Genomic DNA, 22,802 nt, shown 5'->3' with positions numbered 1-22,802 from the left:
TCGGGTAAATAAACAATAAATGCTCTTTTTACCCAAACTCTTTCCATTCTCACTAAATCTTCTTGGGTAATATATCAAGAAATTATTTATTTACCCTAAGTACATTTATTTGCTCGGGTAAATCATTGATTTCTGTTTTCTTTACCCTTTCCATTTTCCTTGCATCGGGTAAAAAGTTTAGTTTTTGTTTCTGTACCCAAAAACATGTATTATTTAAAAAAGCTATTTACTTTTCTCAAAAAACATGTTAACTTTTTGTTTCGAAATCTTGAAAATCTTGTATTTCTTTTGACATATTCATGTCGGATTTCAAAAAATAAGATAAGGAAACAAATATGGTAATAAAAGAAATTATGCAACACGAGAAGCATAGACTCGAAAAACAGCTTAATTCTATGAAAAAGGACTATGACAGGAACTCTTTTCCAAAAGGGAAAATCTCCTTCAGCAAAAATGGCAACACATATAAATTTTATATAATTACTGGCACGGAACGCACTTACATTCCGGCGAAAGAAAAAGAGCTGATACAAAAACTTCTTCAAAAGCGATATTATGATCAAAAGATAGAATCCTATCAAAAAGAAATCCATGCTCTTGACCTGTATTTAAGGAGAAGTCCCACGGATCCTGATGATTTGCTGCGAAACCATCCCTCTCTCAAAAAAATCATATTGAATCAGTCACCCAATATGTTCAATGTCACAGACACAACTGCCATTTTCTCCGATTCCCCTGATAAAGAATGGGCTCAATCTGATTATGAAAAAAGCTCTAATCATCCTGAAAAACTGATAATAGAAACACTGAAAGGTGATTTGGTTCGTTCCAAGTCTGAATCCATGATTGCTGATGAACTCTATAGATATGGCATTCAATACCGATATGAGGAAAAACTCATCATCGGAAATGACATATTTTATCCAGATTTCACAACCAAAAACAAACGGACAGGGAAAAAATATATATGGGAGCACTTTGGCAAAATGGATGACATAAGGTATCTTGATAACAATTACCTATATAAAATTAACAGGTACGTCAAGGCAGGTTACATACCCGGTATCAATTTCCTTGCCACTTACGAAGACAAACAAAACCCATTTTATCCGGCCAAAGCCAGTCAAATAATAAACCAGTATTTACTATGAGACCTTTAACGACCTTCAGACAATTACCCGTAAGCTCTCTATTAAATACCTTCAGACAATTTCCCGTAAGCTCTCTATCAGCGTATCCATCTGTTCATCGGTGCCTATAGTGATCCTTAAGTATTCGCTGATGCGTGGAAGATCCCATCTTCTGACGATTATTCCGCATTTTCGAAGTTCATCAAATATCTTTTTTCCTGAAACGGTTTTATGCCTTGCAAAAATAAAATTACTTGAAGAATCTGGGAAAATAAAGCCAAGTTCTGACAAAAGTGGCTTAACTCTCTCCCTGGTTGCGATTATCTTGCTGCAAGTGTCCTTAAAATACTCTTTGTCAGCAAGCGTTGCAGCCCCAAGCTCAAGAGAAGTCCTGTTCATGGTGTATGAATTAAAGGAAAACTTCGCATCATTCAAATATTTTATCAACTTTTTGGAACCGAAAGCAAAGCCAATCCTCATGCCTGCCATTGCCCTTGACTTTGAAAAGGTCTGAACAACAAGCAGGTTCTCGTACTTATCAATAAGGGGCAGTGCACTCTTTCCACCAAAATCAATATAAGCTTCATCAACGATCACAACCACATCCCTATTATTCTTAAGGATGTCTTCTATCATGTCCAGATTTTCAACAAGACCCGTGGGTGCATTCGGATTAGGGAAGATAACTCCGCCGTTTTCAACATAGTAATCTTCCTTCTTTATCCTGAATTCCTCATCAAGCGGAATCTGCTTATACGGAATCCTGTACAGATCAGCCCATACATCATAAAAAGAATATGTGATATCAGGGAAAAGAATGGGCTTATCCGAATTAAAAAATGTCAAAAAAGCCATGGAAAGCACATCATCAGATCCAACTCCGACAAATATCTGATCTGAAGGCACATTGTAATAGTCTGACAAAGCATTTATCAATACGCCTGAACCCGGATCCGGATATAATCTCAAGGATTCATATTCAAAGTTATCCAAAGCTCTCTTTACAGATGGAGCCGGTGGATAAGGGCATTCGTTTGTATTTAGTTTGATAATATTGCTTATTTTAGGCTGTTCTCCGGGAGTATATGGAACAACTTTCCTGACATTTTCTTCCCAAGACATGTTAAATCCTCCATTACTTTATTGCTCTACCATGATAAAGCATAGTCTAACATATCATTTTTAAACTGGCAATCTCTTTTATCCCTGCATATCAAATTTACTTCTAATCCTACGTTACCCTATTATCATCACATCCAATGTGATATCTTCATACCTCAATCTCGCCCTCAAATACTGTTGTTGCCGGGCCTTCCATGATGACAGATGAACCACTCCCCCCGTCCCAGGAGACCTTTACTTCTCCGCCAAGGACATGAACTGTCACATCATTGTCTGTAAGTCCGTTCAAGACGCAGGCAACTCCTGTTGCACAGCATCCGGTACCACAGGCAAGTGTTTCACCTGTTCCTCTCTCCCACACGCGCATGTGAACGTTGTTTTTATCATCAATCTTTACAAATTCTGTATTTACGCGTCTTGGAAAGAACTCATGATTTTCAAACTTTGGCCCGATCTTCTCTATATCAAAATTTTCAAGGCTCATATCCTCAGGTAAAAAAACTACCGCATGAGGGTTACCCATTGAAACACAGGTCATGTGCCACTCTTTGCCATCAACGACAATTGGAGCATCCACAACCATATCAGTTTTTTCGCCATCATTGATACAGACCGGCACATCCTCCGGTTTTAATATAGGCGCCCCCATATCAACCTTCACAGATGAGACCATTCCATCATCACCAATTGTAAGATCTATGTATTTCTTTTTTCCTGCACTTACGATGACAAGGTTCTTTTTAGTAGTAAGCCCCTTATCATATACGTACTTTGCAACGCATCTAATGCCGTTCCCACACATTTCTGAACGGGAACCGTCCGCGTTATACATCTCCATTTCGAAGTCGATGCTCTCATCATCTACAGGATTTATAAAAATAAGGCCATCAGAACCTATTCCAAAATGTCTGTCAGAAACTTTAATGGCAAGCTCAGACTTCTTTTCCTGAGAAATCTTCTCACTTTTTCCATCTACATAAACATAATCGTTTCCACAGCCATGCATTTTTGTAAATTTCATATCTTTAAACCTGATCACTTCCAATAATCTGTGAAAGTGTCCTTTCTATACATATTTATTTTATAGCACTCAAAAGCCACAACAATTCATCACAGTTGCCACTTATTATTTTTCATATTAAACATCTGCCAAAAAAAGCGCAATAAAAAATGTATACAATTATACAAAAATGGTGTAGGATAAATCACAAATTAAATTGTGCACGACAGATACGAGAAAAGTATAACACAGTAATAACAGGAGAACACACTATGTTTAAGCCAAATGAAGATTATTTAAAACTACCCGGAAGCTACCTTTTTAGTACAATTGCAAAAAAGGTTGCTGCTTTCCAGGAGGCAAACCCAGATAAAAAGATCATCCGACTTGGAATCGGTGACGTCACAAAGCCACTTCCAAAAGCAGTTATTGAGGCTCTTCACAAGGCTGTTGACGAGCAGGCAAGTGCAGAAACTTTCAGAGGATATGCCCCTGACCTTGGATATGAGTTCCTTCGCCACGCAGTAGCTGAAAACGACTTTAGAGCAAGAGGATGCAATGTCGCAGACGATGAAGTCTTTATTTCCGACGGAGCAAAAAGTGATTCCGGAGCTATACAGGAAATCTTTTCAAAAGATTCAAAAATAGCTGTCTGCGATCCTGTTTACCCAGTATACGTTGATTCAAATGTTATGGCTGGAAGATGCGGCGATTATGATGAGAATACAGGAATGTGGAGCAATGTTATCTACATGCCTTGCACCGCAGAAAACGGCTTTGCGCCTGAACTTCCATCAGAGACACCTGACCTTATTTATCTGTGCTTTCCAAATAATCCTACAGGTGAAGCCATCACAAAGGACCAGCTCCAGAAATGGGTTGATTACGCAAACAAAGCAGGCGCTGTCATCATATTTGATGCTGCTTATGAGGCTTATATTTCAGAGGATAACATTCCTCATTCCATCTATGAGTGCGAAGGCGCAAGAACATGCGCTATTGAGCTTAGATCTTTTTCCAAGAATGCAGGATTCACCGGGTTAAGACTCGGTGCAACGATTATTCCTCACGACCTCAAAGTATCCTTCCAGGGAAAAGAGGTCGAGATGCACAGCCTCTGGGCAAGAAGACATGGAACCAAGTACAACGGCGCTCCATACATCGTTCAGAGAGCAGGCGAAGCCATCTACAGCCCAGAAGGCAAGGCTCAGGTAAAAGAAATGATCGCGTCCTACATGAAGAATGCAAAATACATCTATGATGGTCTTAAGGAAGCCGGATACACAGTATATGGCGGCAAAAACTCACCATATATCTGGCTTAAAACTCCAGACAACATGACAAGCTGGGAATTCTTTGACTACCTTCTCGAAAAAGCCAATGTTGTCGGAACTCCCGGTTCAGGCTTTGGTCCAAGCGGTGAACACTACTTCAGACTCACAGCTTTTGGAAGCTACGAAAACACAGTAGAGGCCATTAACCGAATAAAATCACTGTAAAAATTTTTCTATCGCAAGTGATAAATTAAATTTCAACCCTTATTAAGTTTTTTACGCATAAGAGATTAACGAGAGGAATACTGCCAACCTGTTTGGTTACGCAGTATTCCTCTTTATTTGTATAAGCGTAAGTATGTTGAAAGAAGACACCGGGACGGTTCTAATGACTTATTAAAAGCAAGTCACTCAACCGTCCACAAGACACCGGGACGGTTCTAATGACTTATTAAAAGCAATTCTCTCAACCGTCCATTTAACTTCTTAGAAAAGTATAGGTTGTAACTGCGTACGCCACCATTGACTGAGTCTGAGGAAAACGCCTTGCCAGCTCTGCCGACGGTGATGATGATGGGAACAGTAGATTTTCTAGCACCGTCGGATTCAGAATTGTAGCGTTTTCCTCAGAACCCGTCAATGGCAAGCACCTAGCGGTGTGGCTGGTTTAAAATGCCTCTGACTCCAATTCCGAGAACAGTAGATGCGGCTGCTTTTAAGAAAACGCTGGCGCGCCAGTTTTCGCATGCAGCATGTTGCATACGAAAGTGGGGCTAAAGGAAGTTTGTATGTGTCCACTCTATAGGTAGTAGTAGTTTAGAGAGCCGAAAGCATTGTCTTTGGGCATATAGCTCGTTTTCAATACCTCAGCCACCCGTAAAAAAACCGATTTTGGGTATATAGCCTGATTTTAGGCTTGCAGCCACCCCTCGTCATAGTTTTATCGCAGACGATTGGGCATATACGGTAATTATCCGTCCACAGCCACCATTTTAACGGGTGGCCAGAGGCTTGAAATCAGCCTATATGCCCATTTGAGGGGTGGCTGGCCTCGCAAAAAGCTGCTATATGCCCAAAATAGTAAGAATCAAAGGTGGCTGGAAGCTCTCCAAAGCGCTATATGCCCAAACCATTATTCTTCACGACGTATGGAATGAATTGAACATGAGGAACTGGGTATATAGTCATACTTTTAAGTTAACACATCCATCGACAAAATTTTCAGGAAGCGAAAATGGGCATATACGAGAAAAAAGTGGATTGCCACATCCATTGGATGAGTAAACTGAAACATATGATCATCTATATAATGGTGTGGTAACTTCAAAAAAGGCCGTATATGCCCAAAAACGCAAGTCAAAAAACTTGACGACTGGTGTTGTAAGTTCAAAAAACGGGCTATGTTTCCAAAACATAATCTTCGCTCTCTATACATTGAAAGACGCAGACATATAGTCACACATATCCTTGAAAGTAGCCACCACTACTGTTCTCGGATTTGGAGCCTGAGGCAATAACACCCAGCCACACCGTAGGTGCTTGCCATTGACGGGTTCTGAGGAAAACGCTACAATGCTGAATCCGACGGTGCGTGATAATCTACTGTTCCCATCATCCTCACCGTCGGCTCTATGGCCAAGGCGTTTTCCTCAGGCTCAGTCAATGGTGGCGTACGGAACTAAGCATTTACCAATTCCTTAAGCTTATACATATCAGTGTCTTCATAAGTCATTAGAACCGTCCCAGTGTCTTCTAACTCACTTACGCATATACAAATTAAGAGGATTACTGCGTAACCAAACAGGTTTGCAGTAATCCTCTCGTTAATCTACAACATATATTTCTTATTGATCCATTACCAGATCAGGATTCTGTCTTCCGGAGCAAGATACATTCCATCGCCTTCTTTTACGTCGAACGCTTCATAGAATTCATCAAACTGCTGGGAAGTTACATTTACTCTTAAATAATCTAATGGATGCGCATCCTGAGTGAGTTGTGAATAAATAGCTTCATAAGTAGAAATATTCTTCCACACATTAGCATAGCTCTCAAAGAACTTTTTATAGTCAAAGCTTTCTTCCTTGGATGCCAGTGTAAGCATTGCTTTAAGGCCTGCCATGTCTGCAATTGCTTCAGTCTGTACCAGAGAACCGGTAACTTTTTCATCGCCAAATACTGTTATTCCATCGTAGTAGTTTATAAGTTTCTGCGCTCTTTCCTGGAAGGCACTGTAATCTTCATCAGTCCACCAATTGCTGTAATTACCATCCTTGTCAAACTGAGCTCCGTTTGTATCAAAAGCATGACTTATCTCATGTCCGATAACAGCTCCGATTCCTGCATATATCTCCTCTTTTGACTTATCATCGCCATAAAAAACTCCATCAAGTATTCCAAGAAGAATGTTAATAGAATTGGCCGTTGGGTCATAGTAAGCATTAGTTTCAAGTGTTGACATACCTTCCCAGAGATTCTTATTTACAGTTCCGTTTGTTCGTTCTTTATCAAGCTCCCAACTAAAATCAGCAAGTGCTTTCTGTATTTCAAAATAAGTAAGACCATTTAAATCAAGGCCACTGTAATCCACGTATTCTTTTGGCTCAACCACATTGATTTCCAATGAGTCAAGTTTTTCCATTGCATATTCTCTTGTCTCGTCAGAAAGCCAGTCCTCGTTTTCGAGCATTTCCCTATAAACATCCGCTACATCTTTGCATAACTGCGTCACTTCTTTTTTTGTCTCAGTGACATCATACTTTGCCATATATGCCTTTTCCATAGCTTCAGGCAATGCTGCATTTACATATGCATATGCATATTTTTCATCAGAAAGAGTACCTGATGCACCATATATAGAACGCTGTGCCTCAAGTCTTGCATCGAATGCCTCTCTGTCAAGGTCAGTTGTACATCCCAAAACCGTCTGAACCATGAAATATCCCTTGATGTTCTCAAGGTTGTCCGATGTATAAAGATCTGAAATCTTTGCCAAAGCATCCGGCTCTGTTACAAGAAATACCTTTGCATTGTCGTAGCCATTTTCCTTTATAAATTCATCCATTGGGAAATTAGGAGCCAAAGCTGCCATTTCCTCTGGCTCATAATAGTTAAGTATCTTGTCATAGATTGCAGGATCGCTGTTTTCCAGCGAAGTATATACTTTCTCAGAAAGAGCTGACTCAAAAGAAAAGCATGCATCGTAATACTTATCAGCCTCATCATTAGTATATCCCAGCCTTGTCATCATATTGGAAAACAGGCTCCTGTAGGCATCATACTTTAACTTTCCAACTGTGCTAAACTCTTTATACTCCGCAGAATCTCCCAGTAGAAGGCTTGAATGATCCACATTTGTCACATACCTTGATGAATCTGTCAAATCACCCACGTTTCCAATTCCAACCAAAGTAGGGGTAAAGTTTGATCTGTCATTATCCAGTATGAATTCTGTTACATCTTCTATGCTTGAAAGAGATTCAATATCTTTAACAAATGGCTCCAACGGTGAAAGCCCTTTTGCATTTCGGTCATCCCAATCAAGAAAAGCATTATAATATGCTCTTGCAAGTTCAGCATCATGCCCGGTAATTGTCTCATCCTTCAAGGTTTCAAGTGCCTTATCATCAATTATCTGAGATACTTCAGTAAAGCTGTCATAAGAACTGTATCCATCCGGTATTTCTGCTGTGATTGCCCAGTCATAGTTAACCGCAAGATTCAGATCATCTTTTGCAGAAGCCTTATCACTGTTAACAACATTTTCTTTGATGTTGGAGTTTATCCAGGGACTTCCTCCATCAACAACATAAGATTCGCTTTCAGCCTGAGCTGTTTCTTCGGAAGACTCAGCACTAGCAGTGTCTGTTGATGCATCTGCTGCCACCTCTTCCTTACTTGCCCCCTCGGCAGGAGTTTCAGTTACCGCACTATCAGCTGCAGTTCCGCACCCGGCAAGTAACAAGCATCCTGTCAAAAGAGCTGCCAAAATCTGTTTTCTTTTCATAACACTTTTACTCCTTTTTTGAAATATCAATCAACACTATTTCTTTTATCGCATATATAATGCAATTATGCAAGCGCACCCACCTACTTTCTAAAAGAAAAAGCCAGCGGAAGCCCCACGCCTCCACTGGCTGTATTGACTAAATATTATTTTACCATAATAATGTGCACTTATTCCTCATTATCTTGTTCAATAAGTTTTTCCATGCTCTTATCTACGATAAATTCTGCATCTATCGTTATGTTCTCTACATTCCTAAGGTAGGTATATCCCGTCTTAACAGGGTAGCGGCCCCTGTCGGATGGGCGCTCATCAAGAATAAGCTCTGTCTTGCCACTTTGATTCTTGAAAACAAATTTTGACTCAGTGACGCTGATATTTTCGATAGGAGAATAGTCTTCTCCAGCCATGATTATGGGTGACTCACAGGTAATAAAAACGTGATCGATATTTATATCCCTGACTTTTCCCGGGAGCCTGTCCACGCCATCTCGCTTGGTTGCAGTAATGGCCAGGGGTTCACCTTCCCCCCACCAGTTCCAAACGCCGGTCCTTCTATCCTTGCAATCTACAAAATTCCTGGTTGTTCCGCGAACATGGTGGATATCGATGTTGTAGATCTCGCCGCCATCCCTTGACCAGATGCCAATGCCTCTGATGCAGTCACGAACTATACAGTCAGAGATGATTATGTCGTGAATATCTCCAAAGGTCTCAGTTCCAATCTTGATCCCCGAGCAATTTGATGACAAAAGACATCCATTAACCACTATATCCTTGCAATCCCCGTACTTTTTAAACATTGGAGTTGTGGATTTAAGTACGATGCTGTCATCGCCTGTCTTTATCCTGCAGCCCTTAATGATCACATTCTGGCAGCAATCCGGGTCTATTCCGTCATTATTAGGACCTCTTTTGTCATTATCAATAACAATGTTCTCTATTCTGACATTCCTGCAGCCTGCCATGTGAAGGGTCCAGAATGCGGAGTCAAAAAAGGTAACATCTGTAACAGTAAGGTTTTCCACATCCTCAAGATAGCTCATTCTGGGCCTGAAGCCTCTGACATTTAAAGGACTACCATTTTTAGCAGTCTCAGGATCATCATCGTCAAAAAAAGCATTTCTCCCCTGACCATCAATTGTTCCCGTTCCGGTTATCGCAATATTCTTTTCATGAAGCGCAAATAAAAAGCAACCGCCTTCCCAGCCGTCAACCTCATTGTCCTCGTCGCCATCCTTGAAATAATCAATAACATCCGCTTCATCAAGACTGGACAAAAGAACTGCTCCATGCTCTAAATGCAGATTCACATTGGACCTGAGGCGAAGTGTACCTGATAAAAATGTTCCTGCCGGCACCACAACTCTTCCGCCTTTTTTAGTACAGGCATCTATTGCCGCCTGTATAGCAGATGTACATTTTGTTTTTCCGTCGGCTACTGCTCCATAATCCAGAATATTATAGGTCATTTTCTTTTAAATGCTCCTTTCCTTCCATATCCGTTTCGATGCGCTTTCCTCTGTCAAAAGAAAAACTTTCCTTCCCGTCAATAAAAGCATAAGCCTTATTTTGTCCCTGTTCAATCCTGTAAATATGACCATTTATATGCTGTTCATAAAAGCCCTCATCTTCTTTTATACTGCTCCAGATGAGTTTATCTCTTTTTACCACAACCCCGTACATTCTGCTCACATATTCCAAAACCGAGAGCATTGCAGGTCCATAGGCATCCTGGCCTCCGGAAACACTGTGAAGTGAAGGCTTCATGGTGAATGGGTCGTACTGCTGAACAAAAATGCAGTCCTCACCTATTGCCTCAAAAAGCTTTCGGCCAAGCTTGGGGATCAGGCTGTAATAGCCATAGTTTTCCATTGCATCGATTGCTCTTTGGAAGGTAAGAGCCTGAGGCTGACCGCTCCAGTTATTCTCAGTATCATTTCTGTATAAAGGATCTGACACTGAAACTGACGGAAGTGGCATATTGGTCCAAAACTCTTTTTCATTCAACAAATGCACACTGACAAACCTGTCAGCTTCTTCTCTTGTCATACTGTTCCAGTACATCATTCTCAGATTGTTGTGGATAAGTGTTGGCAACTTATTGTGATTCTTATCTCTGTCAAAAAATGCACCACTAACCCCGTCCCACAGGGCCATTTTGGTTCTCATTTTTATTGTATTTGCATCTATCATATGACTTTCATATAGCGCGTTGTCGCCTTTTATCCTGGCAATCTCTGCCATTGTCTCCCTAGCAGCGTAGGAAAAGCTCATGAAATCCATGGAAGCCATAGGGACAACATCGTAGTTTTTTGGTGCCTCGTTACTTTCCCAGTAATCAGGGGCATTTCCATACCTGACAGCATTGTCTTCTCCGGTGTCATATCTGCACCAGCTCTCAAGACACCCGTCATTATCAGAATCTCTGTATTTCCACAGATACTCGTCATATTTCCTTAAGACCTCGTAAAGCTGATCGAGGTAATCACTTTTTTTACCTGTAAGATAGTACACATCAAGCGCAGGAGCAGGAAAACAAAAACCCTGAAACTTATCGAACTGTGGAATGAGCCTGCTATCCCTGCACTCTATGCTTCCGGGGAGCCTGCCGTCTTCCCTTTGATGATCCATGAAGATTTTCTGATTGTTATAGGCAACTTCCAGATCTCTTTTTGCATACATAGCTCCGCCCATAGGCTGAGTCTCAATCCAGACCTTGTTGTAGCCGCCGCCCTCTATAAGGACCCTTCTTCCGGCAAAAGACTTTATGTTGAGCCTGCACTTTTCTTCTGCAGCATCATATAGTTTTTGCACAAGTTTATTTGATGTTTGAAATAGAACTTTAGTCTCATCCATAAAGTCATCCTTTCAGGCCGCTGGTTCCTATTCCTTCAACGAGATATTTGTTAAAGAAAAGGAATATCAAAAATACCGGGATCAAAGACAGGGTAGACATGGCAAACATTGCGCCGTAATCAGTAACTGAAGCGGAATCTGCAAACAGCTTAATGGCAATGGAAGCCGTGTAAGACTGTGGTCTTGATAAATAAAGAAGTGGTCCCATGTAATCATCCCATTTCCAGTAAAACTGAATGATGATAGTTGTCACAATCGCGGGTTTCAAAAGTGGAAGAACGATCCTTGAGTAAATTCCATACTTACTGCAGCCATCTATTTTGGCAGCTTCATCAAGTTCCCTTGGTATTCCCTGCATAAACTGCATCATCTGATATATAAAGAAAGCCTGCCCGCAAAAATACGGTAAGATAAGTGGAACATATCCCGGAACCAGGCCCAGTCTGTAATAAATAAGGTACTGCGGGATCATGATAACCTGCCCAGGAAGCATCATGGTAGCCAGCATAAATGTGAACCACAGATTTCTTCCTCTGAACTTTATTCTGGAAAAAGAGTATGCAACAAGTGATGAAGACAGAACCGTTCCAAAAGTCGCAACAGTCGTTACAAAAATTGAGTTCTTAAAGAACGTAGCAAATGTGGTTCCGCCAAAGCCCTTCCAGCCCGTGTGATAATTTGAAGCTTTAAATTCAGCAGGCACAAGGCTTAAAGTACCTCTTAAGATCTCAGAATTATCCTTAAATGAGCCGCTTATCATCCATAAAACCGGGTAGATCATGATAAACCCAAAGAGCAGCACCAGAATGTGATATAAAGTTTTTCTCGCAATTTTCTTTTCTCTCATGACTGCCCCCTTTAACCTTCTGACTCACTAAATACCCAGAATTTGGAAGTTCTGAATATGATAAGTGTGATAAGGCTCATTACTATCAGCATTACCCAGCTCATAGCGCAGGCATAGCCCATGTTGTTGTACTTAAATGCCTGATTGTAAACATTAAGGGCATAGAGCATTGTGGCGTTGTTAGGGCCACCGCCTGTAATGACAAATGCCTGAGTAAATGTCATAAACGCAGATATTGTCTGCATTATCAGATTGTAAAGAATAATTGGTGACAGGCATGGAAGTGTTATCTTAAAGAACCTCTGAAATCCGTTTGCACCGTCAATTTCTGCTGCCTCGTAGTAGGTTGTCGGTATTTCTTTTAACCCCGCTGCAAAAATGATCATTGAAGATCCAAACTGCCACACTGCCATGAGAATAAGCGGATAGATGGCAAGGGCCTCGCTTCCAAACCAGTTGATCTTCTCAAAGCCCATATTTACGAGTACTGAGTTAAAAAGACCTTTTCTTGCAAATAGCTGTTTCCATACAAGGGCAACAGCTACAGAACCTCCTACAAGTGATGGTACATAGTACAAAGACCTGTATAAAGTCACCATTTTGCTCTTTCTTGTAAGCACAAATGCCACCAGGAGGGCAAAAGAAAGCTTTATAGGAACAGCGATAAAGACATATTGAAGTGTCTTGTTTATAGACTTGATGAACACCTCATCCTTAAAAAGCATAAGAAAGTTCTTAAGTCCTACAAATACCGCAATCTTGCTTCCCAGTGAATAATCGGTAAAAGAATAATACAGCGACATGCATATCGGAATGAATGAAAAACATACAAACCCAAAGATAAATGGCGCCGCAAAGACATGCCCCACAACAGCATCGCTGTTCAGAAATCTACTCAGGGTTTCTGTTTTCTTCTTCGTATCTCCCATATCTGACTCCCCTTTTATAATTTCCTTTGGTATAAAAAATCCTGCTCGCTTTAATTTACGAGCAGGATTTAAAATCATTTATTACTTGAAAATAGCCTCGGCATCTGCATATGTCTTTTCTGCTGCTTCAGATGCTGTGATCTCTCCGTTTACAACCTGCTGAATGTAATTGAGGTAATTGTCCTGTACCTGATCCTGTCCGTCCGGAGAAAGAACGTTGTACTCCTTTGGTGTAGGCATCTTGCTGACTGCATCAACATAGTCGTACATGATCTGCTGTGCCGGCGTTGCTGATGCAGCAAGTGCTGCTCTTACATCCTCGTTTGCAGGAATGCCTCTCTCAGCCTGAAGGATATTGTTGCAATCTATATCATTTTCAAACCAGCTTATAAATGCTGCAGCGGCCTCTTTATGCTCTGAATCCTGTGAAACACACAACATCTGGGAGGATTGGATCAAAGTTCCGGAGTTACCGCTGGCAGTTACCTTTGGTAAATGAGCAAGTGCAAGCTCTCTTCCCTGTTCAGCACATACGTTGTAAATTGTTGGGAACTGGTTAACAGCAACCCAGGTCATAGCTGCTTCGCCTGTTACAAGGAAATCATTCTCGATGTTAGTAACTTCTGCTGATGCACCTGCATCCGGGTATGAACCCTTCTTTATCATGTCTGCTCTCATCTGAATAAATGGAGCAAGCATCTGTGGATCATCAAATCCCATTCCTGTGAGATCAAGGTTAAAGAAGCTGTTCTGTCCAAGGTCTCCCTGCTGAGCAATATATGTCGAGCAGCCTGCGATGAAATCTGATGTAAGGAATGTTGATGAACCAAAGATTCCAAGCTTTTCTGTAATGAGATCTGCTGCCTTCTGATAATCTTCCCATGTCCAGTCATCTGTAGGAAGGGCAGCTCCTGCCTCTTCAAACATAGCAGGGTCATATGCTATACCATAAGTGTTTATACCATTTGTAAGACCAAGCTGTGTGCCATCTGTCTGCCTTGTGGTCTTAAGGTTTGCCTCAGAGATCTTTGAAACATCCACAACTCCTGAAGAAATGAACTCATCAAGAGGATAGATCTTATCAAGATACATTGGGAAGTTTCCGCCAAGCTGGAATACATCCCAAACCTCATCGGAAGCAACCAGTGTCTTTAACTTTGTAAAATAGTCATCAAATGAATAGTATTCGTATTCAATCTTTACGTTTGGATTAAGGCTTTCATACAGCTCGATTGCTGCAATTGTCTTATCGTGTCTGTCCTGTGATCCCCACCATGCCATTCTGAGTGTGATAGGCTCGTCAGATGAAGGTGTCTCTGCAGACGCTTCCTCTTTTGCCTCAGCTGCAGGAGCTTCTTCCTTTGACTCAGCTGCAGGAGCCTGACTATCTGAAGGCGCCTGCTCAGGCTGGCTTCCACAACCAACAATTGACCCCGCAACCATAGCTACTGCCAGTAAACAACTAACAATTTTCTTCTTCATGTTCCCCTCCTAAATCCTTCTCATCATACTCTTATTATTCTGTTCATCATTTAGAATTGTAAAAAGAAAAATAAAAGACGTCTTTGTTGTGTAAATCTTACAACCAAAGACGCCTGTGTTCAATATTTTTGGGCATATCTGACAACAAAGTGAAAACTCATCGTTTTTTCAAACTATATTTACCGCACCAAAAACTCATTATTTTGACCGCGTTTCCTTGCTGACGATACTTTTCCTGTACTGCAGCGGAGTGACGGTCATCTGCTTTTTAAAAACTCTCTCAAAATACGTGAGGCTATCATACCCCAAGCGGTTCGCTATCTCAGCCATGCTCATTTCTTCCTTCATAAGGAACTGCTTGCTGGCCGCAATCCTATAGAGGTTGATGTACTCAGATATGGTGAAGTTTGTAACCTCTCTGAATATCCTGCAAAGATAAGCCTTGCTCATATAGAACTGATTCGCAAGGGCTGATACACTCTCAATCCTGTCATAGTTTTCCGCTATGTAATCCGCAACCTGATGAACCTTTCTCTGCTTCTCAATATGAGGCTGAATCCCGATTTCATCAAATTTGCCTATTTTATTATCTTCCCACTCTGAAGCCCTGAGGAACATCTCCATGACAGCAAGCTTTATCTTCCCGGAAGTTGTCTCATCTCTTTTGCCCATCGCAAGCTCCTCTATACGGGCCACCGTTTCCTGAATGCAGGGGTTGTCAGAAACCTGATAAACTCCGTGATGGCTTCCAAAAAATTCCTTTATATCAATCCCAAGAAGAGCGCACAAGGGAGAAATGAAGCTCTCTTTTATCTCAATAAGAAGCCTGTCATGGCTGCTGCCGCCTATAATATTGGTCTTTGGGATCTTTGTTTTATCAATTATGGTTATGGTCCCCGGAACCATGCGATAACACGTGCCATCGGAAAAGAAATATCTCTCACCATCAAAGATATACTGTATCTGATACTCATTGTGATAATAGGAAATGCTGGTGGTAAAATTCTGATTTCTTACAACTCTCCCCACAGCTACTCCGTCATATTCCCCTTTGTATACTTCCTTATACATCCTTCCTCCACTTTTTTCTGTTTTTATGTCAAAAATAGTGATTCTATAAAAAAATCCATGTGATAAAATTAAAAACAAAAACGAGGTTTTTACTATGACACTTGAAGAAATCAACATCCGTGATCCCTTTGTATTACCTTATAAAGACACATATTACATGTACGGAACAAGAGCCAAGACCTGTTGGGGACTCGCCGATGGCTTTGACTGCTATACCAGTAAGGACCTGGTAAACTGGGACGGTCCTTTTGAAGTATTCCACAAGCCTGAAAATTTCTGGGCTGACAAAAACTACTGGGCTCCTGAAGTACATATTTACAATAACACTTTTTACATGTTTGCGACATTTAATTCTGAAGCTCTCGATAAAAAAGGCACCATGATCCTGTCATCTGAAAGCCCTCTTGGACCATTTAAAGTTCACAGTGACGGCAAAATAACTCCTGATGAATGGAACAGCCTTGATGGAACCTTCTATCTATCCCCTGAAGGAAAGCCATATATGGTATTCAGCCATGAGTGGGTAGACCTCGCAGATGGGGAGATTTGCTCTGTTGAACTCTCTGATGATCTGACTCGCCCCGTATCAGAGCCTGTAACCTTATTCAAAGCTTCCCAGGCAAAGCCATGGGTAAAGGGAATGCAGCACAGACTTCGCAATGAGATCTGCTATGTTACAGATGGTCCCTTCATGCACCGCCTTGAAAACGGAGAACTCATCATGCTCTGGGCAAGCATCTCAGAAGGTGGCTACGCAGAAGCCATTGCCCGCTCCGATAACGGAAACATCGATGGTAACTGGACCATAGATGAGAAACCTCTCTTTGATAAAGATGGCGGCCACGGCATGCTCTTTAAAACCTTTGACGGAAAACTTATGATGGTTCTTCACCAGCCAAATGAAACTCCAAAGGAACACCCTGTTTTCATACCGTTAAACGAAACATCACTTGCCAAAACTACAGTATAATAACAATTAAAAAGAGGGGGAAAAATGAATAATTTTGCTGACTACAATGTATGGGGCGGCTTACTTCTTGTTTCGGTTCTGCTTTTAGCTGTTATAACAGCCAACACCTTGAAGCGTCTGATCAAGCCACTCCACAATTCTCTTATTCCTGCATCGGTTCTTGGCGGACTTATACTTCTTTTAATATCATTTTTGTATAAGATCATATTTGGGCAGGAAATTCTGGAGACTTACTTTTTTGGAACCAATGGCTCGTCAAATCTCGAAATAATAACCTATCACTCTCTTGCTCTTGGTTTTATCGCCACAACCTTTAAATCACAAAAAGCTGCCACTTCCAAAAAACGTCTTACAGAAATTTTTAATACCGGCATTACTACTGTATCCACCTATCTTCTTCAGGGTGTTGTAGGTCTTGCTATTTCTATCGCAGCCGGGATGCTCATACCAAATTTCTTTAAGGCTGCCGGTGTTCTTCTCCCATTTGGTTATGGTCAGGGAACCGGACAGGCTCTTAATTACGGCAATATTTATGAAACCGATTTTGGTTTTACCGGAGGCAAAAGTTTTGGTCTTTCCATTGCAGCCATGGGATTTTTAAGTGCCAGTATCGGAGGCGTTATCTATCTGAACGTCCTTAAGAAAAAAGGACAGATTGAACAACCTATCCAAAAGGCAGAATATCTCTCAACCTCTGACATTCAGGGCAGTAACGAAATTCCCATGCAGGAAAGCATGGATAAGATCACAATTCAGCTCTCATTTACAACAACGGCTTATCTTTTAACCTTCGTAGTTATGAAATATTTGAGCATGCTTATACCCGGAATGCGCTCCGTTATCTTCGGATTTAACTTCCTTCTTGGTGTCATCATCGCCTCACTTATGAAAACCATAATGAGAAAGCTAACCCAAAAGCACGTGATACACAGGGAATATATAAACGATTTCCTTATGACAAGAATCAGCAATTTCTTTTTTGATCTCATGGTTGTCTCAGGAATCGCCGCAATCAGGATCAATGTACTCATAGACAGCTGGCTTGTTCTGCTCATTTTAGGAATTGCAGGTCTTATTGTAACCTTCGTATATAACCGTCTTGTAGCTGATAAACTCTTTCCTGAATACAAAAAAGAGCAGTTCCTTATGATGTTTGGAATGCTCACGGGAACTGCCGGAACAGGCACTATATTACTCAGAGAAGTTGATCACGATTTTCAGACTCCGGCTGCAGACAACATGGTTTATCAGAACTTCCCGGCTATTGTTTTTGGTTTCCCGATAATGCTCCTTGCCACCGTAGCCCCGGTTAAACCATATATGTGTCTTGCCATATTCACCGGATTATTTGTTATATTCAACATAATTCTTTTCAGGAGTAGGATTTTTGGTACCAAAGCAGATACTTGACCGCATTAAATGTATCCGGCCCGGTTATCTCATAGTGCTCAGATCTGTTTTTTTCATGGATACTGAGTCTGTTTCTCTGAACTATATCCACACTGCTTATTGCAGTTTTTTCAAGGCACTCTTCTCCTATCATGAGATGATCATGACAGGCTAAAAGAGTGCTTTTTTTACTGGCAAGGATTTTGTGGTCATATGTCACTTTTGAAACCGTAACCTCATCCTGCCATAATATCTCTTTTTCTTTATCTTCTAAAAGCTCTTCCAGCAGCTTTTTTTGCCGGTTGCAGGCATCTGTAATAGAAAATGGCTCATTTTTCTCATCACTTAAATATCCATACTCATCCAAAGTAAGTTTATAGCCGCAGCTGCAAACAAGCTTATCTTTCCGTGAATGCATAGTCCCTATTTTCTTACAGCAGGGACAGCAGAACAAAAGTGTCTCCAGATACATAGCTCTGTCTGAATACTCAAATCTTACTCTTTCCGTTTCCTGCTCTTTGTAGGCATCAGTATATATTCCTTCTCTGATAACTTTAAGAACATCGGAAGCAGTCATGTTCTTTAGCTCATCAGAAGACAGTATCCTTGCAATTTGTCCCCTGATTTTTCCTTTTCTTATGCCCCGGCCCCACCTTGGAGTTGTAAGATACCCTCCTGTCAGCCTGTATACTACCAGAGTTGCACCCGTCATCCTGGCAATCTTGCCAATGGCATCGGAAATATCACGTGTTTTTCCATCAAAAGACCTGTTTCCTTCAGGAAAAAGCATGACACTTCTTCCGGCCCTTATTCTTTCTGTAATACTCTTTAATGTGGAAACTCCCTTACTCCCCTTATCATGAAGGATAGGTTTAAAGGTCTTGGCCGCCCATCTTGCCAGAGGGCCTATTCTCATCATGGCCTCGGTAGCGACAAAATCCATAGGTTCCTCGGATACAGAAACCAGAAAAAGAAAATCGACATCAGTATTGTGATTGCACAGAATAAATCTCGGTCCCAGACCTTGGGGCAGAGTTTCGCCTGAAAAATTAAACCTTCGCGCGATGATCCTTGCAATCGTAGCTCTTACTATTTTGTAGAATCTGTCATAAAAGGTGAAATCATCTGCTTTACTCATGAAGCCTCGATTCTTTAGTACTTTGTTATATCTGTTAACGGAATCTTCTTTATTTTGCTGAAAGATATAGAATAGATTAACAGTGCAAATATTACTTCACAGGAAACTGCCAGCGCCCATGCAGCCACATAGGTCTTTCTAAGGAACATGAATCCCTCGGATTCAACTCCCTGAATGATAAAATATGTGGCTGGAATTCCCACCAATAATCCCAATATTATTCCAAGTCCTGTTGTCACAAGCACTTCTCTTACAAGATATCCTATGACCTCCGCATTTGAAAAGCCATTTACTTTCATGGTAAGTAACTCTTTCATTCTGTGGGCTACCAGAATATTGCTCAGATTCAAAAGAATCATAAACGACAGAATGATCGAGAAACCGATCACAACAAATACCACAATAGTATAAAGCCTTGACATTGACGCCTTCTGGTCAAGCACCTCATCAGAAAGATGTATTGCCGAGATTCCTTCATATTCTGACAACATATCAGCTACGCTTTTCGGATCCTGATCTTTGACCTTTATCATGTAAGTATTTAATGCAGGATCTTTACCAAAGGCAGTTTTATAGTATTTCGCTGTCATTACACCACCTTTTCCCACATGAAGAAGGTAGTGGCCCTTTATGGTAAGTTTCGCTATATCAAGAGAATCTGTTATCAGTGTCACATTCTCTTTGTCCTTCAGGCCATTCTTTTCCAACATTTCCAACGTGACCATAAGACCATCATCAAAGACTTCAATTTCCTTTCCTTTCCCATTTTCAAGCTTATAGAATTCTTTAAATCTTTCTGTATCATAGATCACATATATTTCTGAAAGAGTCTGTCCTTTTCCGGTCTGAAGAACTCCTCCTATCTTACAAACTTCCATGTAGTCGAAATTCTGAATTTTTTCTTCAATCTTCGCCCTTTCTTCATCGGTGACATTATCAGAAAGTGTAACTGTAAGATCATATCTGTTTATGTTCTCAACCTGATTCTTAAGAGCACTGTAGTGACCGAATTTTATGCTGCTTCCAAGTCCTATAACAAATACACACACAAGGATTATGACGATTGAAACAGTCTCTCGACCGATATCCATCATGAAATTATTCATGATCAGCCTGAAGTAAACGCTTCCTCTACTGTTTTTCCAAGCCTTACTGCGTCCTCTCTTTGCCGGCTCATTGCCGCTTACAAGTCCTACAGCGGAGCAGGATAATATTTTTTCCGACGACCACACCACCGCAAAAGCTGTGACAATAGCTGCACCCACCGGCATTATGATAATAGGCATAATCCTGAATACATGCTCTACATTAAACACAAAGGAAGCGTTCAATGAATTGCAGATCATTTTTTCAAAAGCAAGTCCTCCGCCGATTCCTGCTAAAGCGCCAAGAACCGCTGCTGTAACGCCAAACAGAAGATACTTTTTTCTTATCTCTGTCTTGTACATTCCAAGTGCCTTACAGGTTCCGATCTGCTTGGACTGCTCCTCCACGATTATAGCCATGGTAAAAAAACATACAATAATAACAATTCCGGCATATATAGGCGTGAATACCCTGCCTACATTTTTTAACACACCACAGTAAGACTTAAATTCCACAAAATAAACATTGGCATCTCTGGTCTGGACAAACCACTGGCAATCCCTGTTTTTGGCCTCATCTATCTGCTTTTTTACACTTGCAAGAGTATCCATTGCCTCATTGTAGGCTTTATCATATTTTTCCCTTGCCTCGGCAAGTTCTTTTTCACCCTTCTCTTTTTGTTCGTTAAACTGTCTTATACCTTCATCCAGTTCTTCTTTCGCCGCTGCAAGCTGGTCCTCAGCTTCTTTTTTCTTTATGGCATAAGTGTTTTTGGCATCTTCAAGCTGTTTTGCACCATCAGCTTTTTGAACTTCGAAATCTGCCTTGGCATCAGCAAGCTGTTTTCTTGCCTCAGGCTCTCTTTTAGCAAGCTCCGCCTGACCATCAGCCAGCTCTCTTCTTCCCTGTTCCAAAGAGTACCACCCCTGATCAAGAAGCTTTCTCGCCTCTTCAAGCTCTTTCAAGCCATTTTCATACTCCCTCTGGCCATCATCCAGTTTTTTCTTACCTTCCGAAAGTTTATCAAGACCAGCCCTGAAATCGCTTATACCAGTTATCTCATCAAATACCTCCAAGACCTTTGGATCAACCTCAGCCATAGCAAAATCATATACATCCATGACAGCATAGCCTTTGGCCAGAGCATCTTTACTCTTTGAATCCATAAGCTCCGGAATAATAATATCCCTGATCTGCTCTTTATCTTCATCGGTTATCTCAGGATCTTCATAATACCCCTCACAGCCTTCTATTATAATATCTATTGTCTCACTATCGAGGACCTCATCAATCCTGCTGATACCGCTGTTATACTCCTCCCAGCCTTTGTCCAGTTCTTCTTTTCCTCTGATGAGCTTATCTCTACCCGCGTTATACTCCTCTTCCTTTTCTTTGAGCTTTTTCTCAGCCTCATCAAGCTGCAGGAATCCGTCAAACAACCTCCATTTATTGTAAGACAGCTCATCCTCCATTTTCTTTTCAGCTTCTTCAAGCTGCCTTTGCCCATCGGCTATCTTAGTGTTGTATTCTTCCTCACCATCCTTTATCTGCTTGGCGGCTGCGCTAAGCTCCCTTTCAGCTTTTGCCTCGCCCTCTTCATACTCCTTTTTTCCATCCTCTATCTTTTTTTCCGCTTCTCCTATTTTCTCATCAAACTCCTTCTGCGCATCGTCAATCTGCTTCTTTGCTTTTGAAAGCTCTGTATTTGCCTTGTCCTCAGCTTTTTTATACTCACTATCAAGGTCATCGGAAAGAGTCTTTTTCCTTTCAATCGTCATATCGTCAATTCTTGCCATGACTCTGTCATATACTTCTTTTACGGCATCATTATATTTCCTGTCCGAAAATATGGCGCCCTTTGGCGTATCAGCCTCGACATAAACTGCTGTATAATCAAAAGCGCTAAGTGATGTGTCAAAGGAGTCTATCGGAAGAATGCAGAAATCTATTCTTCCTCTCTCCATATAGTCGGGATGTCCGGCTATTCCTGTAACAGTAAACTTCTTTTCCGTAAGTACATTGTCAATGCGGGCTGCAGAAACCACGATAGTTATGGTATCTCCGATGCTTACGCCCAGCTTATCCGCAAGTTCGGGATTTATGGCGCACTGACCGTTTTCTTTGGGTAAATCGCCTTCTACAGCATAAGGCACACTGATTCTCTCAGTTACTGAGATGATCAGCGCACCAATGTTTTTCCCTGAAAATCCAAGTTGGCCCGTAAAAGCAACTACTCCTTCAGCATCCGCCACTCCCTCAATAGAACGTATATCTTCCACTTCTTTTTCAGTGACACCCATGCTGCAGGCTATATTCAGGTCTTTATAGTTATGCTCGGTAATATACCTCTCTCCCACAGAAGAAAGAGACGTAAAAGTAAACCTAAGCCCCAATATGACGCTGGTACCGATAAGCACTATTGCGACTATTGACAACCATGAGACTATTCTTTTTTGGATATTCCTTAGTGCATCTGTCCAAAATGTCTTTTTCATAAAT

At 41.1% G+C, this 22,802-nt stretch carries 15 protein-coding genes; 4 read left to right on the top strand and 11 right to left on the bottom strand.

Annotated elements, in window-relative coordinates; genetic code table 11:
- The first annotated feature begins 335 nt into the window (after nucleotides 1-335).
- Nucleotides 336-1,151 carry a hypothetical protein gene (locus E7303_RS03620; RefSeq protein WP_292143878.1) on the top strand — a complete coding sequence of 272 codons (816 nt, stop codon included), beginning with the start codon at nucleotides 336-338 and terminating at the stop codon, nucleotides 1,149-1,151.
- Nucleotides 1,152-1,202: 51 nt separating this feature from the next.
- Here E7303_RS03620 and hisC read toward each other — a convergent pair whose 3' ends face one another.
- Nucleotides 1,203-2,252: a histidinol-phosphate transaminase gene (hisC, locus tag E7303_RS03615; RefSeq protein ID WP_292143877.1), complete on the bottom strand. Its 1,050-nt coding sequence runs from the start codon at nucleotides 2,250-2,252 to the stop codon at nucleotides 1,203-1,205.
- 148 nt (nucleotides 2,253-2,400) lie between these two features.
- Nucleotides 2,401-3,273, bottom strand: coding sequence for a diaminopimelate epimerase (dapF, locus tag E7303_RS03610; protein WP_292143876.1), 873 nt, complete (start codon nucleotides 3,271-3,273; stop codon nucleotides 2,401-2,403).
- A 251-nt stretch (nucleotides 3,274-3,524) separates the two neighbouring features.
- Between dapF and E7303_RS03605 the strand changes: the two genes are divergently transcribed.
- Complete coding sequence (locus tag E7303_RS03605; RefSeq protein WP_292143875.1) at nucleotides 3,525-4,751, top strand: LL-diaminopimelate aminotransferase; 1,227 nt, start codon at nucleotides 3,525-3,527, stop codon at nucleotides 4,749-4,751.
- A 1,630-nt stretch (nucleotides 4,752-6,381) separates the two neighbouring features.
- Here the strand turns inward: E7303_RS03605 and E7303_RS03600 are convergent.
- The 7 genes from E7303_RS03600 to E7303_RS03570 all read right to left on the bottom strand — a co-directional run bounded on the left by E7303_RS03600 (nucleotide 6,382) and on the right by E7303_RS03570 (nucleotide 15,720).
- A complete protein-coding gene (locus E7303_RS03600) occupies nucleotides 6,382-8,532 on the bottom strand; it encodes a M13 family metallopeptidase (RefSeq protein WP_292143874.1) in 2,151 nt (716 codons plus the stop codon).
- A gap of 170 nt (nucleotides 8,533-8,702) precedes the next feature.
- A complete protein-coding gene (locus E7303_RS03595; protein ID WP_292143873.1) occupies nucleotides 8,703-10,004 on the bottom strand; it encodes a glycoside hydrolase family 28 protein in 1,302 nt (433 codons plus the stop codon).
- Nucleotides 9,994-11,391 (bottom strand): MGH1-like glycoside hydrolase domain-containing protein, encoded by a 1,398-nt coding sequence (locus tag E7303_RS03590; RefSeq protein ID WP_292143872.1) that lies wholly within the window; start codon nucleotides 11,389-11,391, stop codon nucleotides 9,994-9,996. The genes E7303_RS03595 and E7303_RS03590 overlap by 11 nt, the downstream gene beginning before the upstream one ends.
- Before the next feature lie 4 nt (nucleotides 11,392-11,395).
- A complete protein-coding gene (locus E7303_RS03585; protein ID WP_292143871.1) occupies nucleotides 11,396-12,238 on the bottom strand; it encodes a carbohydrate ABC transporter permease in 843 nt (280 codons plus the stop codon).
- An 11-nt stretch (nucleotides 12,239-12,249) separates the two neighbouring features.
- Nucleotides 12,250-13,167 (bottom strand): carbohydrate ABC transporter permease, encoded by a 918-nt coding sequence (locus tag E7303_RS03580; protein WP_292143870.1) that lies wholly within the window; start codon nucleotides 13,165-13,167, stop codon nucleotides 12,250-12,252.
- A gap of 81 nt (nucleotides 13,168-13,248) precedes the next feature.
- On the bottom strand, nucleotides 13,249-14,649 hold the full coding sequence (locus E7303_RS03575; RefSeq protein WP_292143869.1) for an ABC transporter substrate-binding protein: 1,401 nt from the start codon (nucleotides 14,647-14,649) through the stop codon (nucleotides 13,249-13,251).
- Between the two features lie 198 nt (nucleotides 14,650-14,847).
- Nucleotides 14,848-15,720: a helix-turn-helix domain-containing protein gene (locus E7303_RS03570; protein WP_292143868.1), complete on the bottom strand. Its 873-nt coding sequence runs from the start codon at nucleotides 15,718-15,720 to the stop codon at nucleotides 14,848-14,850.
- A gap of 94 nt (nucleotides 15,721-15,814) precedes the next feature.
- Between E7303_RS03570 and E7303_RS03565 the strand changes: the two genes are divergently transcribed.
- Nucleotides 15,815-16,690: a glycoside hydrolase family 43 protein gene (locus E7303_RS03565; RefSeq protein WP_292143867.1), complete on the top strand. Its 876-nt coding sequence runs from the start codon at nucleotides 15,815-15,817 to the stop codon at nucleotides 16,688-16,690.
- 24 nt (nucleotides 16,691-16,714) lie between these two features.
- A complete protein-coding gene (locus E7303_RS03560) occupies nucleotides 16,715-18,100 on the top strand; it encodes a hypothetical protein (RefSeq protein WP_292143866.1) in 1,386 nt (461 codons plus the stop codon).
- Here the strand turns inward: E7303_RS03560 and E7303_RS03555 are convergent.
- A complete protein-coding gene (locus tag E7303_RS03555; RefSeq protein ID WP_292143865.1) occupies nucleotides 18,063-19,217 on the bottom strand; it encodes a lysophospholipid acyltransferase family protein in 1,155 nt (384 codons plus the stop codon). The two genes, E7303_RS03560 and E7303_RS03555, sit on opposite strands and share 38 nt — an antisense overlap.
- A 14-nt stretch (nucleotides 19,218-19,231) precedes the next feature.
- Nucleotides 19,232-22,798 (bottom strand): ABC transporter permease, encoded by a 3,567-nt coding sequence (locus tag E7303_RS03550; protein ID WP_292143864.1) that lies wholly within the window; start codon nucleotides 22,796-22,798, stop codon nucleotides 19,232-19,234.
- Nucleotides 22,799-22,802 lie beyond the last annotated feature (4 nt).

Origin of the sequence: Butyrivibrio sp., from assembly GCF_015056685.1 — a bacterium.
Taxonomy (GTDB): Bacteria; Bacillota; Clostridia; order Lachnospirales; family Lachnospiraceae; genus Butyrivibrio.
Note: the sequence above shows the minus strand (reverse complement) of the source record. Positions and strands in the feature narration are given on the sequence as shown.

Coding starts and splice junctions, on each gene's coding strand:
- E7303_RS03620 (WP_292143878.1), top strand. CDS start 336: ATGGTAATAAAAGAAATTATGCAACACGAGAAGCATAGACTCGAAAAA.
- hisC (WP_292143877.1), bottom strand. CDS start 2,252: ATGTCTTGGGAAGAAAATGTCAGGAAAGTTGTTCCATATACTCCCGGA.
- dapF (WP_292143876.1), bottom strand. CDS start 3,273: ATGAAATTTACAAAAATGCATGGCTGTGGAAACGATTATGTTTATGTA.
- E7303_RS03605 (WP_292143875.1), top strand. CDS start 3,525: ATGTTTAAGCCAAATGAAGATTATTTAAAACTACCCGGAAGCTACCTT.
- E7303_RS03600 (WP_292143874.1), bottom strand. CDS start 8,532: ATGAAAAGAAAACAGATTTTGGCAGCTCTTTTGACAGGATGCTTGTTA.
- E7303_RS03595 (WP_292143873.1), bottom strand. CDS start 10,004: ATGACCTATAATATTCTGGATTATGGAGCAGTAGCCGACGGAAAAACA.
- E7303_RS03590 (WP_292143872.1), bottom strand. CDS start 11,391: ATGGATGAGACTAAAGTTCTATTTCAAACATCAAATAAACTTGTGCAA.
- E7303_RS03585 (WP_292143871.1), bottom strand. CDS start 12,238: ATGAGAGAAAAGAAAATTGCGAGAAAAACTTTATATCACATTCTGGTG.
- E7303_RS03580 (WP_292143870.1), bottom strand. CDS start 13,167: ATGGGAGATACGAAGAAGAAAACAGAAACCCTGAGTAGATTTCTGAAC.
- E7303_RS03575 (WP_292143869.1), bottom strand. CDS start 14,649: ATGAAGAAGAAAATTGTTAGTTGTTTACTGGCAGTAGCTATGGTTGCG.
- E7303_RS03570 (WP_292143868.1), bottom strand. CDS start 15,720: ATGTATAAGGAAGTATACAAAGGGGAATATGACGGAGTAGCTGTGGGG.
- E7303_RS03565 (WP_292143867.1), top strand. CDS start 15,815: ATGACACTTGAAGAAATCAACATCCGTGATCCCTTTGTATTACCTTAT.
- E7303_RS03560 (WP_292143866.1), top strand. CDS start 16,715: ATGAATAATTTTGCTGACTACAATGTATGGGGCGGCTTACTTCTTGTT.
- E7303_RS03555 (WP_292143865.1), bottom strand. CDS start 19,217: ATGAGTAAAGCAGATGATTTCACCTTTTATGACAGATTCTACAAAATA.
- E7303_RS03550 (WP_292143864.1), bottom strand. CDS start 22,798: ATGAAAAAGACATTTTGGACAGATGCACTAAGGAATATCCAAAAAAGA.